Annotated in this window: 12 protein-coding genes and 1 pseudogene; 4 read left to right on the forward strand and 9 right to left on the reverse strand. The window is 51.9% G+C overall.

What is annotated here, in order from left to right:
• Positions 1-9: 9 nt before the first annotated feature.
• The gene (locus ACIP6T_RS01375; RefSeq protein ID WP_400454986.1) at positions 10-1,047 is read left to right on the forward strand and encodes a TerC/Alx family metal homeostasis membrane protein; all 1,038 of its coding nucleotides are present in this window, start codon (positions 10-12) and stop codon (positions 1,045-1,047) included.
• 25 nt (positions 1,048-1,072) lie between these two features.
• On the opposite strand, the gene ACIP6T_RS01380 is transcribed toward ACIP6T_RS01375, so the two are convergent.
• From ACIP6T_RS01380 to yhfZ, 8 genes and pseudogenes are all read right to left on the reverse strand, one after another.
• Positions 1,073-1,753, reverse strand: a complete 681-nt coding sequence (locus ACIP6T_RS01380) for an HAD family hydrolase (protein WP_400454988.1) — start codon at positions 1,751-1,753, stop codon at positions 1,073-1,075.
• Between the two features lie 111 nt (positions 1,754-1,864).
• On the reverse strand, positions 1,865-2,968 hold the full coding sequence (locus ACIP6T_RS01385) for an AI-2E family transporter (protein WP_097094617.1): 1,104 nt from the start codon (positions 2,966-2,968) through the stop codon (positions 1,865-1,867).
• 129 nt (positions 2,969-3,097) lie between these two features.
• On the reverse strand, positions 3,098-4,432 hold the full coding sequence (locus tag ACIP6T_RS01390) for a YhfT family protein (RefSeq protein ID WP_320204456.1): 1,335 nt from the start codon (positions 4,430-4,432) through the stop codon (positions 3,098-3,100).
• 20 nt (positions 4,433-4,452) lie between these two features.
• Positions 4,453-4,815 carry a DUF2620 domain-containing protein gene (locus ACIP6T_RS01395; protein WP_097094616.1) on the reverse strand — a complete coding sequence of 121 codons (363 nt, stop codon included), beginning with the start codon at positions 4,813-4,815 and terminating at the stop codon, positions 4,453-4,455.
• Between the two features lie 18 nt (positions 4,816-4,833).
• Positions 4,834-6,082 (reverse strand): annotated as a pseudogene (locus tag ACIP6T_RS01400) (phosphopentomutase).
• Complete coding sequence (locus ACIP6T_RS01405; RefSeq protein ID WP_400454991.1) at positions 6,075-7,241, reverse strand: YhfX family PLP-dependent enzyme; 1,167 nt, start codon at positions 7,239-7,241, stop codon at positions 6,075-6,077. The pseudogene ACIP6T_RS01400 and the gene ACIP6T_RS01405 overlap by 8 nt, the downstream one beginning before the upstream one ends.
• Before the next feature lie 63 nt (positions 7,242-7,304).
• Entirely contained in the window at positions 7,305-7,658 is a 354-nt protein-coding gene (locus tag ACIP6T_RS01410) for a PRD domain-containing protein (protein WP_400454994.1), read from the reverse strand.
• Between the two features lie 11 nt (positions 7,659-7,669).
• Positions 7,670-8,563, reverse strand: a complete 894-nt coding sequence (yhfZ, locus tag ACIP6T_RS01415) for a GntR family transcriptional regulator YhfZ (RefSeq protein WP_400454996.1) — start codon at positions 8,561-8,563, stop codon at positions 7,670-7,672.
• Between the two features lie 213 nt (positions 8,564-8,776).
• Here yhfZ and ACIP6T_RS01420 point away from each other — a divergent pair, with 213 nt between their 5' ends.
• Complete coding sequence (locus ACIP6T_RS01420) at positions 8,777-9,016, forward strand: DUF1272 domain-containing protein (protein ID WP_097097575.1); 240 nt, start codon at positions 8,777-8,779, stop codon at positions 9,014-9,016.
• Here the strand turns inward: ACIP6T_RS01420 and ACIP6T_RS01425 are convergent.
• A complete protein-coding gene (locus ACIP6T_RS01425) occupies positions 8,968-9,480 on the reverse strand; it encodes a DUF523 domain-containing protein (protein WP_345827098.1) in 513 nt (170 codons plus the stop codon). The two genes, ACIP6T_RS01420 and ACIP6T_RS01425, sit on opposite strands and share 49 nt — an antisense overlap.
• Positions 9,481-10,227: 747 nt before the next feature.
• Between ACIP6T_RS01425 and ACIP6T_RS01430 the strand changes: the two genes are divergently transcribed.
• On the forward strand, positions 10,228-10,701 hold the full coding sequence (locus tag ACIP6T_RS01430) for an RcnB family protein (protein WP_097097574.1): 474 nt from the start codon (positions 10,228-10,230) through the stop codon (positions 10,699-10,701).
• Between the two features lie 109 nt (positions 10,702-10,810).
• Entirely contained in the window at positions 10,811-11,638 is an 828-nt protein-coding gene (locus tag ACIP6T_RS01435; RefSeq protein ID WP_400454998.1) for a Cof-type HAD-IIB family hydrolase, read from the forward strand.
• Positions 11,639-11,650 lie beyond the last annotated feature (12 nt).

Here is an 11,650-nt window from a genome sequence, read left to right on the forward strand (position 1 = left end):
GGGTTACTCATGGTATCTACGCACATTGGATTCCCACCAGAGACAGTGATTGTTTTTCTCGCACTGTCCGTTGGGGCTATTTTTATCGACCTGTTCATGCATCGTAACGACAAGCCCATTACGCTGAAGAGCGCGGCATTATGGTCTGTATTTTGGGTGATTGTCGCCATGACCTTCGCCGCTTTCCTCTATCTTCATCACGGTGCCGAAGTTGCCAGCCTGTTTATAACCGGCTACGCGCTGGAGAAAGTGCTATCGGTCGATAATCTGTTCGTGATGATGGCGATTTTCTCCTGGTTCGCCATACCGGATCGCTATCGTCATCGCGTGCTCTATTGGGGCGTTATTGGTGCGATTGTTTTTCGTGGCATCTTTGTTGCGATTGGTACCGGATTGCTAAGTCTTGGCCCCTACGTCGAGCTTGTGTTTGCAGTGATTGTTGCCTGGACGGCGGTGATGATGCTAAAAAGCGGCGGCGACAGTGATGAGATCGAGGATTACTCACAGCATTTGGCCTACCGCCTGGTTAAGCGCTTCTTTCCCATCTGGCCTAAAATGCACGGCAACGCTTTTCTGCTTCATCAAAAAACAATCGATGCTGAGTTGCAAAAGCCAGAAAACCACGACGTGGTGATTGGACGCGGGAAGAAAGCGGCACTGTATGCCACGCCGTTAATGCTGTGTGTGGCGGTAGTTGAGCTCTCTGATGTGATGTTCGCCTTCGATTCCGTTCCTGCCATCATCGCGGTTAGTCGCGAACCGCTGATCGTCTACAGCGCCATGATGTTCGCCATTCTTGGCTTGCGCACCCTCTACTTTGTGCTCGAAGCCTTGAAGCAGTATCTGGTTCATCTTGAAAAAGCCGTTATCGTGCTGCTGTTTTTCATTGCGGTGAAACTGGGGCTCAACGCCAGCGATCATCTCTGGCACCACGGTTATAGTCTCTCTGCCAACGCCAGCCTGTTTGTCGTACTGGGCGTGCTTGCGGTGGGAATTGTGCTTAGCGTCATGTTCCCGGCTAAACCCGAGGGAAAAGCAGGTCACTGAAACTCTTCTGACGACGCCTGCGTCGCTAAGGATCAAGCCGCAGCATGCGCAGTTTTTCCAATGGCATACGGCGTTTTTTCCACGTTGGGTGGAAATGGCGCCAGTGTGGATCTTGTGCAGCGGCCAATAATTCAAAATCACCGCGTGTGTCGCCCCAGGCGCGCAGGTGATAGTTATGCAGCGGGCCATAAACATGCTCCAGCCGCTTGACCTTTTGTCCACAGCGGCAGTTATGGCCGGTTATCTTTCCGGTAAGAATGCCGTCAACGACCTCTAATTGGGTACCGATAAGATTGATGCCCAAACGTTCTGCGAAAGGGGCGAGCACCATCGCCGGTGAGGCTGAGCAGATGGTCACTTCCGCGCTGGCATTAACCTCCGCAGCAACCGCCAGCAATCCAGCTGGGCGCATCAATTTATGCCAGTTTGCTTCGCAGAAACGTTGTGCCTGCTGGCGTAGCCACTGCTCCTCAACCCCGGTTAAAAATGTCTTAATCAACACTTCTTTTAATTCGTCACGCGTGAGCTTTTTTCGCATACAGCGCAGGGTTGGCAGCATCAGTTTCGTCAATTTACGTGCAAATACGCGCTTGCCAAAACTGAAGCGTAGAAAGGGGATGAAGCTATCGTGGATGGTCAACGTGCCGTCAAAATCGAACACGGACAGGACCTGATTTGCACGCGGCAGGGGGGAATCCATGGACATAATTTTCTCGTTTCGTCGCAGGCTGTACTCGATGCAGCGATGATAACAAATGGCTGACAGATATTCTCATGCACCAACGTGGCTACCGATGAAGGTAGCCACGCTCAACGCTTACTCGCGAGTTTTTCCCTCTTCGATAAACTCTTCGTCAATCTCTTCGGAATTCTCACGGTTATCGCGACCGGAAAGCAGATTCCAGCAGGCAATGAACAGCGCGGCAATCAGCGGACCAATCACAAAGCCGTTAATGCCGTAAACTTCCATGCCACCTAGCGTGGAGATCAGGATGAGGTAGTCAGGCATTTTGGTGTCTTTGCCTACCAGTAGCGGACGCAGAATGTTATCCACCAGGCCAACGACCACCACGAAGAAGCCAATCAGGAACAGCGCTTTCCATATCGCGCTGGTGGCGAAAAAGAAGATGGTCGCCGGTACCCAAACAATCGCCGAACCCACCGCCGGGATCAGCGACAGAAACGCCATCAAGGTTCCCCACAACAAACTGCCATCAATGCCGGTGATCCAGAAGGCGATGCCGCCAAGCACCCCTTGCACGACCGCAACGACCACCGTGCCTTTTACCGTGGCACGCGATACTGCCGCGAATTTCATCATCAGGTGATGTTTCACGTAGGTAGAGAGCGGCAGCGCTTCCAGCATTAAATTCACCAGCCAGGCGCCGTCTTTCAGCAGGAAAAACAGCAGATAAAGCATCACGCCGAAACCAACGGTAAAGGTAAATGTGCCTTTACCAATAAGGAATACGCTGCCCGCCATGTATTGACCGCCTTTCAGCGCAAAACCTGAGAGCTTCTGCTGAATTTCCTGCGCATTGTTCAGATTGTTTTCGGCGAGATAGTTGCGCGCCCAGGAGGGCAGATGCTGCAGCAGATCGGCAAACACCGCCGGGAATTGCGCGGAGTTATTTTGCAGCTTGGTGTAAACCGTATTGACCTCTACCACCATCGATGAAGTGATTAGCGCCAACGGTGTAAACACAATCAGGCAGATAATCAGCAGCGTCGCGAACGAGGCTAAACCATTACGATCGCCCATTTTGTTTCGTAACAGTGTCTTCAACGGATGGAAAATGACCGCCAGAATTGCGGCCCAGAAAATGGCAGAGAAATAAGGTGTTAGCACATCAAAAAAGGCGAAAGTGACAATCGCCAAAATTACGATAAAGAAGCCTAAATTAAGTCCTTTAATACGCATTACATAGTCTCGTCAGTAGATATGGCGACTGAACTATAGAACGCCTGACGCGGAATGTAATGTTTTTAGGAAAGATGGTTCGCTTGAACGACAAAGCGACGTGCCTGAGCACGTCGCTTCAGCGCTCAATCAGGCAACGATATGCAATCCCAACACGGCAAAAATATTGGCCAGCACACCGACGATAATGGCAGCAATCGGGCCTGCCGCTAACTTCATCACCGGACGTCCACTGATTTCATTGAGAATATAGAGGCTGACCACCACAAACATGCCGGTTCCAGCCCAAATCTGATTACCGGCATTTACGCCGCCTACCAGCAGAGCGATCTCCAGAATCTGCGTCATAGACGTGCGGATGTTATCGCCGGACATCTTTAACGCCGGGAAGCGGTTCATGGCACGCCCGATTCGGCTCAGGCTTTTTACTTCAATGCCCATCGCACTGGCACCGAGAATACCGGCCACCAGCGGATTAGGCGCCAGATAGCCGAGGCCAAGGAACCAGTCGCACCAGCCATTGGTGCCATAGACGCCGCTGATCATCGCAGTGGTAATGATTAACGGCATAAAGGCAAGTGCCTGGACGATAGCGACAATCGCTGCCGAAGTCATGCTGCCTTTGCCCACGAGTGCGGCGGCAATCGGTTCGCCTGCCAGCCAGTGATAGTGCGCGGTGATGGCGATCAGCGCTGCCATCGGCATCAGATAGAAGATGTTTTTGCGGATACGTTTGATGTTGTCATCAAACATGCTGTGCTCAATCTCTTCGCTGCGAGATTTATCACGAGAGGCAAAGAAAAGCAGGCAGATCATGCCGACCAGCATCGCAATGCCTTCCGGACTCAGTGATATTTCGTTGCCGGCCACGGTCAGCGGATTGATGCGTTCAATCACCACGCGGCCTAAGAACGAGAAGATGATGGTGATCAGGCCGGCTTTTTTACCAAACTGATAACCAACGGCAATAGCCGGGAATGCTACGAAGGCATAGATAATCGGATCGCCCACCGCCGCCAGCGCGTCCAGGAAATTCACCGGCAAATAGGCAAAGCCTTTGATAATACCGTCCAGCGCTACGGTCACTAATGCGCCATAAATTGTGCCGAGCAGCACCGCCAGCTTGGTGTTGTTGAACGATACGCCGATGATATCGGCGGTTAATAACACAATATGGATAACAATCACCCCGGTGGCCAGCGTGATGGGCATGGCGAAACCGGTAATGAAGCCGATGCTGATCGCAAACGAGATACCCGCCAACTCTTTGCGGCTCATATTGCCATTGATAAACTCCGGCATAATCGGACGCAGACCGTCGTGATACACCGCGATTGAGCGATTCGCGAGAAAAGTGGCATAGCCTCCCATCATCGCAAAGAGGAGGATTTTTATAAGATTGATGGATTCCATGGTGTCACCCTGTAAAAAGCTGCGTGGTGCTTTAGCTGGAACTGACGTCATCGCGACGCCGGCCCCTGTTTTTATGCGTTTAGTAGTGCCGCAACGAACGCTTTCACGGCGTTTTCGGCGCGATCGTTGGTAAAACCAAAGGCTTTGGTACCACTCGCCAGCAGCTGCGCAACTTTCTCTTCGCTGGGCTGTGTGAGGGCATTGGCGATGGTGGCGCATTTATCGCGGCCAAGCAGCGCATACGCCATGGCCAACGCGCCACCTGCACCGCTCTGACAAGCACCGAGGTAGTAGTCATAGCTACCGATTTTTACCTTCATCGCTGCATCCATGTCGGTGAAGATATGGGCGCTGAACTTGTCCTTTCCGAACTTCTCCAGACACTCTTTGATTTCGTTTTTGTTTAACTGTCCGCCAATGGCAATGTTGATCATGGTTGTCACCTGGTTTGATTAAGCTGATAGAAGTCTGGTGGCATTAAGCGCCGCCAGAAACGCGCGGCCGTTTTGCGGTGCGCGAGCATGGAAAAATTCACACACGGTGGCACCGACATCAGACAAGGTGCTGCGTATACCGAGCGCGCAAGCCTGCTGGCCTGGGCGATAAACTAAAAGCGGGACTTGCTCGCGAGTATGTTTGCTGTGGCCGACGGTGGGATCGTTGCCGTGGTCAGCCATCACCACCAGGCAGTCGCTGCTATCCATCTGCATGATTAGGCTGGTAAGGGCGTTGTCGACCAGTGTCAGCCGTTCCGCATAGCGCGCCGCATCCTCGGCGTGCTCTGCAAGATCGGTTTCCTGAATGTTGGTGCAGATAAAAGCAGCTTCTGGGCGCTGCATCTCTTCGGCGGTGATATCCAGAATGGTTTGTGAATCGACCAGACGCTGATAGTTGCGACCGTGCGGGTTCTCAACGATGTCCGCCACCTTGCCCACCAACACGGTGGGGATGCCTTGCTGATGTAATTGCTGTGGCACTTGGGTACTGGCATCCACACCGTAACCGAGATGCACCACCTGGAAACCGTGCTGGTAAACCCCCGCCTTCGGGCTGTTGATACCAATGTAGGTATCTTGCTTAGTTTCAATGGCTGCGAGGATCTGCGCGCTGCTCTCCAGCAATCCGCCGTAGGCAATAACGCGACCCACTTCCACCTGTGCCCGAACAATGCGGCCAATGCTTTCTACGTCGCTAAAAGATATTGCGGATAGATTTGCGCAAATATTAAACACCTGACCTAAATCAGCTTCGAGTTCTGTCACCAATCGCGACAGCATCATTAACCCAAAGCAGAGATAAACCGCTGACGCGTTGCTGCTCAACCTGATACCCCGCGTGGATTAACGCTGCTTTCACATTGTCGATGACGCTGGAGAAAGGCATGCGCACCGGCGGCAAGGGGAGCGTGCCCATGATCTCCTGATGACCCATGAAAGTGTCGCCGCCTTCATGCTGCAACTGCGCCACACCGAACGCTGCCGCGGGATTGGCCCGCATAACGCTATCGTTGAAGTCAGGCGCAGCCATATGCAGCGCGTTAATCAGCCCCAGTTTTTCCAGCGCCGGCAGACGCAGCGCGGGAAAAGTTTGCAGAATGTGGCCGCAGGTATTTGCGCCGATATCTTGTGGACGTACTTTGGCGACATCTTCCATGGCACCCACGCCAAAACTGTCGATAACCAGCACCAAAAATTTATTCATTTGTCGCCTCTTGCAGTGCGTTGCCAAGGCTGTCGAACAAGCCGAGCAGCCGGGGGTTGCCGTGGCTAATTCCCCCGATTAACGCTACGTCGCTGCGTGTCACAAATATCTGGGTGCGGAAGCACATCACGACGGCGCTGCCAATCGGCCAATGACCGGCCAGCGGTAAGGTGTAATCAATGCTGTCACTGTCAATCGCTTTCACTGCGCAGTGCTGCCAACCTTGATGCCATACCGCAGCGCGCTGCATATGACTGCGACGATAGTGGCCGCCGCCGTAGCAATAGCTGCTCTCCTGATGGTTATGCGAGATTTCGGAGAGATAGAGCATGGCGATTTTCTCCGCGCCGTCGCCGTGCTGATTGGCCGGCAGCGTGCCGGTAAGCGCATGGCCCGGTTCGGCATGCGTTACGCCGTGAGCGGCAAGCAGCGGCAACGTCGATACGCTACTGGCGGAAGGCGCGTTAACATGCTGCACGGCAATGCCGTGTTGCTTTAGCAGCGTTTTGGCGGTCAGTAAGGTTTGCAGATTGGGAGTGGGGCGCGTTTGTTGCGCCGCATCGCAGAATGCCATGCAGGGGAAATGGGTAACGCCGATGATGGTGATCCCCTCAATCGCCTGCAGGTGCGTCAACACGGCTGGCAATTCGGCTAGCGTAAAACCGGCTTCCTGATTGGGATAAACCACATCACCCTGATCGACCACTTTTAGGAGCAGCGGCTGGATATGATTATGGCGACGTGCGGCGGCGGCAATGCTCTCTGCCTTCTCGAGGCTGTAAACAGTGATGACCTCTGGGCGTTGTGCCACGGCATAATCAATCAGCTGTTCTGGCAACTGCACCAGATGACCCACATGGGCTACCGGTAAACCGTGCTGCCACAGTTGCTGGGCCTCCTTGAAATCCACGGCGACAATGCCGTGAAAGCCCTGTTGTAAAATCAGCTTGCACAACAGTGGATTACGTCCAAACTGCTTGCTCATCAGATAGAGTTTAAGACCATAGTGTGCAGCGGTAGCGTGCAACAATCTGGCGTTTTCCAGCACCTGATCGACATCAATCACATAACTGTCGGGGCGGATTTCGCCGCGCTGCCAAAAACGTAGCGCGGCTTCCATCAGGGCTGGATTTTGTTTTTCCAGCGCATTAAGGAACATCAATAACGTCCTTTATTTTCATTTTTTTGAATATTTATGGTGTAAATAACATCACGCTGCGCTTTATTGTTGCGCCAGTACCAGTCCATAGAGGTTGGCAAGCAGATAGCCTTGCTCATACTCTGGAACGGTAAAAGCAAAGAGGCTGAGCAAATCGTGATGCATTTCCTGGATGTTGGCGTGAAAGTCGGAACGGGTGATCTCCGCTAAAATCTCAGCGTCGATCGCCGGGATAATATCGCCCTGGCGTGCTCGCATCATGGCGTTGGCCATGTGCGTAATCATCATTTCTCCCTGCGCATGGCGGATATGCAGATTCCAGTGCTGCTCCAGTCGCGCAATTACCGCCAGCATGCCGTGATAGACATCCTTATCGATAACCTGCGCGTCGTGTAAAATCTGTAAACGTGTTTCCATTTTGATACCTGCTAATAACTCGGTTCCCTGATGCCAAGCGCGACATCTTGTTGATGACGCAGCAGCTGTGGAATATCAATCAGCGACTGCACTAAATGTTGAATCACTTTTGCCTCGTTATGAATCAGCAGCACCGCTTCAGAGGCTTTCATTGCATCGGCACACTCAATCGGTTCCTGCACTAATCCTTCTGCCGCTTCGTCTGTTATATTCCAAATCGCGGCATCAATATCGCCCCGCTGTAGCGCTGCCAGCGTCAGGTTATAAGGCAGCGAAACGCGTTCAAATTCTTGTCCTGCAAAGACGCGTTCAGTGAGCAGGCGCTGATCCGGCGAGCGTGGATCAATGCCGACGCGGCGAATGCTGGCTTTACTGCCTTTGCGGTAGAGCAGCTGGTGACCGGCCACGTAGCTACCGGAACCAAAATTCAGCACCGCCGTGACGTCGCCCTGTTGCAAATAACTTTCCGCTGCCAGATGTGAAACTACCGCCATGTCGTAGACGCCATCGATTAAGCAATCGATACGCACTTCAGCACCACGCATGTGAGCAAAATAGAGCGGGTAACCACTGAACTGCGTTTTAATGGCGCTGGCTAACCCTTCGTAGAGTCGGGTATAAGGCAGCGGCATTGCACACAAAATGTTGCCGATATCGGCCTGCTCAAGCAGCAGAGGAAAATCCATCTTGCTAAGCACCGTGCCGTTGCGTCCGCGGCGATCCAGCGTGACGCACTGGGCCGCTTCAAGACTCTTCAGCGCGTTCTGCACTACGCCCACAGAGAGCGCCAGTTCACTGGACAGCACATCAATGGTTTTCAAACGGTCGCCGGGTTTGAGCCTGAATAAATAGCGAGCCAGACTGACTAAGGCGAGACCTTCTTTTTTGATAAAACCTTTACTCATGCTTAATCTTCATTTTTGTGAACATTTAAATGATGTTTTATTCTACCTCGAGCAGCAAGCAGGGAAGAAGCGGAGTGCGAGACAGGTCACAAATGTTTTGTAGCGATAGCGGACACCTGATGTCCCAATTTGGCTATCTGATGTCTGTACGCTGACTGGTACCTAAGCGTGATTCTAGTGAAGATAGAGGCTGGAAATGAACGGGAGAAAATGATGCTGGAACTACGCCCTAACTGCGAATGCTGCGATAAAGATCTGCCGCCGGATGCATCTGATGCACGCATCTGTTCGTTTGAATGCACCTTCTGCGTGACGTGTGCGGAAGGGAGGCTGGCGCAGCGCTGTCCTAATTGCAGCGGTGAACTGGTGCGGCGCCCCATTCGGCCTGCCGCGGCATTGGTACGTCATCCTGCATCGACAACGCGACATTTGTCCGCATCATCCACACGATGAATGAGTTCAGCAAGCTGTGATTCAGCGAAGACTTCAATGCCGTACTGGCGCAATAATGCTGCCGCAACACCCTGACCGGCTAGCTGCTGGCCGCTAAAGCTACCGTCATAAATGCGTCGACTACCGCAAGTCGGGCTGCCATCGGTAAGCAGAGCAAAACGACAGTTCGCCTCCTGCGCTGTGCGCAGCGCTAACCACGCCGCCAAAATATAGTGTTGGGTGACATCATGACCATCTGATTCAACAATGCGCGCCGCTCCGGATAAAACGTGCGCTGCGCTACCACCCCGAATTTCGGCGGGTAAACGTGGCGTGTTCAAACCGGCGGCCAGCTCTGGGCAGTGAATGATCAGGCGCTGTTCAGCACGCCAGCGCACTAGCGTTTCTGATATCAAGGCTTTATCACTGGCATTATAACGGACTGCATATCCCATGAGGCAGGCGCTGACTAATATTCTTTCCATGAGATCTTTCTCCTTAAATAAGGTGGAAAATCACGTCGACGTATTAAAGCACTGCACAACATACGTAATATTAAGTGCGATAGTAATCACTGTTGTGCATTAATCTTTCTTAGGAGTGATTCTATCTTATTAATACTGAGTTCATTAATGAATAACGCTAAACTTTGAAAGGGGAAAGCGAAGGTAAGTGATGGCTTACATTCATTTTGTTGATTTTATTGTTTTTTATCTTATGCTGGCACCAGCAGTCTAATTTGGTTTTCTTCATGCACGAGGGGCTGGTCAGAGCACAGACCTTATTTGATGCCGATTCTCTCGCGATAAATGTTATTTCTTACCTTTGATGAGTTTTTGCGTATTTTTCTGAAAATCAGCACGTTTCAACAGAGTTTTTCAATTTTAAATGATATTATTTATCGGCAATGCTAGTGATGTGGCGTTGTGTGCTTCAGTTTTACCCTCATGTTTGCAGGGTTTACCCTTTTATGTCATTTACGGAAATGAATTATCCTCCCGATCCTTGTGGTCGGGATTTTTTATTCCACCGGCTATTACGATTACATGCCTGCGTACTTCATTTAATGAATTAATGTCAAAGAATACACAATCGTTAAGAAAGTGATAATTTGACGTAATTTCTTGTAAGTCTTCGTTTTTTAAGAATTTTGGAAATGCTTTTCCGCCTCCATTTAATCAATAGTAATGCTCAACGGCACAGCAACCGCCGTTATTATTGGAGGCAACACCATGAAAAAAACAACATTAACTCTTATTGCGTCACTTATTACATGCAGCACACTGTTTTCTGGCGCCTCATGGGCGGATGGCCCTGGCGATCAACGCTGGCAGTCACACGGCGGCGATCAACATCAGGATCACGGACGCGGTCCCGATCGTGGCGATAACCGTGGACCGGATCGTGGCGACCATCACGATCGCGGCCCGGGCCCCGATCGTCACGATCATTATGCTGAACATCGCATGCCGGAAGGCCATCATGGCGGCGATCGCTTTGCCTGGGGCGGTCATGACTTCCGTCGCGGCTACCCTGCGCCACCAGAGTTTCGCGGACCGCACTATCGCGTAGATGACTGGCGCAATCGCGGTCTTTATGAGCCGCCACGCGGCGAACATTGGGCATATATCGATGGTAATTATGTGTTGGTAGCGGCAGCAACTGGCATCATCACTGCCATTTTGCTCAACGGCGCTTTCAACTAACGTTTGCAAACGGATGGCCGCGGCCATCCGTGTTTCTCTCCGCTTTATCCGCTCACCAGGTTATTCTCTATCCGACCCGTTTTTCCTTTCTATACGTTAAGGAGTGATGATGACCGTGGTAAAAATGGTGGCGGTGGACAAAGACGGCACCTTCCTCAATGACAAAAAACAGTTCAACCGCACGCGTTTTAACGCCTGCTATCAGGAAATGAAACGGCGCGGTATCAAATTTGTCGTGGCCAGCGGCAACCAATATTACCAACTCAAATCCTTCTTCCCTGAGATTGCCAGTGAAATAGCCTTTGTGGCGGAGAACGGCGCATGGATTATCGATCGTGATGAAGAGTTGTTCTGCGGTGCTTTCTCACGACAGGACATTGATGCGGTGCTGGATACGCTGCACAACGGCAATTATCCCGAACTGCGCTACATCCTGTGCGGACGTGAAAGTGCGTACTACTTCGATGGTCTTGATGAATCATGGCTGGTGAAAATGCGTCACTACTGCCATCGGCTGAAGCCTATCCGCAGTTTGGATGAAGTGGCCAATGATAAGCTGTTCAAGTTCGCGCTAAATTTGTCAGATGATTATGTGGAACCGCTGATGGCGGACATCGAACGCCTGCATCATGGCGCAGCCGCCGCGACCTCAAGTGGACACGGTTCGGTGGATTTGATTGTGCCCGGCAACCATAAGGGCCACGGGCTTGATCTGCTGGGCAAGCGCTGGGGCATCGAACGCAGTGAAATTTTGGTGTTTGGTGATGGCGGTAACGACCTCGAAATGCTGCAGCAGTCGGGCTTTAGCTTTGCGATGGCGAATGCGCCACAGAAGGTGAAAAACTCGGCACGCTTCGAAGCGCCCAGCAACAATGAAGAGGGGGTTTTACAGGTGATTGAGCAAATGCTGGCGGGCAAAGCCCCGTTTACCGGCTAATGATTAAACGGG

This window comes from Pantoea sp. NPDC088449 (genome assembly GCF_044753225.1).
Taxonomy (GTDB): domain Bacteria; phylum Pseudomonadota; class Gammaproteobacteria; order Enterobacterales; family Enterobacteriaceae; genus Pantoea; species Pantoea floridensis.

What these genes read in the sequence shown, in the direction of transcription:
- ACIP6T_RS01375 (WP_400454986.1), top strand. Translation starts at nt 10, where the DNA reads ATGGTATCTACGCACATTGGATTCCCACCAGAGACAGTGATTGTTTTT.
- ACIP6T_RS01380 (WP_400454988.1), bottom strand. Translation starts at nt 1,753, where the DNA reads ATGTCCATGGATTCCCCCCTGCCGCGTGCAAATCAGGTCCTGTCCGTG.
- ACIP6T_RS01385 (WP_097094617.1), bottom strand. Translation starts at nt 2,968, where the DNA reads ATGCGTATTAAAGGACTTAATTTAGGCTTCTTTATCGTAATTTTGGCG.
- ACIP6T_RS01390 (WP_320204456.1), bottom strand. Translation starts at nt 4,432, where the DNA reads ATGACGTCAGTTCCAGCTAAAGCACCACGCAGCTTTTTACAGGGTGAC.
- ACIP6T_RS01395 (WP_097094616.1), bottom strand. Translation starts at nt 4,815, where the DNA reads ATGATCAACATTGCCATTGGCGGACAGTTAAACAAAAACGAAATCAAA.
- ACIP6T_RS01405 (WP_400454991.1), bottom strand. Translation starts at nt 7,241, where the DNA reads ATGTTCCTTAATGCGCTGGAAAAACAAAATCCAGCCCTGATGGAAGCC.
- ACIP6T_RS01410 (WP_400454994.1), bottom strand. Translation starts at nt 7,658, where the DNA reads ATGGAAACACGTTTACAGATTTTACACGACGCGCAGGTTATCGATAAG.
- yhfZ (WP_400454996.1), bottom strand. Translation starts at nt 8,563, where the DNA reads ATGAGTAAAGGTTTTATCAAAAAAGAAGGTCTCGCCTTAGTCAGTCTG.
- ACIP6T_RS01420 (WP_097097575.1), top strand. Translation starts at nt 8,777, where the DNA reads ATGCTGGAACTACGCCCTAACTGCGAATGCTGCGATAAAGATCTGCCG.
- ACIP6T_RS01425 (WP_345827098.1), bottom strand. Translation starts at nt 9,480, where the DNA reads ATGGAAAGAATATTAGTCAGCGCCTGCCTCATGGGATATGCAGTCCGT.
- ACIP6T_RS01430 (WP_097097574.1), top strand. Translation starts at nt 10,228, where the DNA reads ATGAAAAAAACAACATTAACTCTTATTGCGTCACTTATTACATGCAGC.
- ACIP6T_RS01435 (WP_400454998.1), top strand. Translation starts at nt 10,811, where the DNA reads ATGACCGTGGTAAAAATGGTGGCGGTGGACAAAGACGGCACCTTCCTC.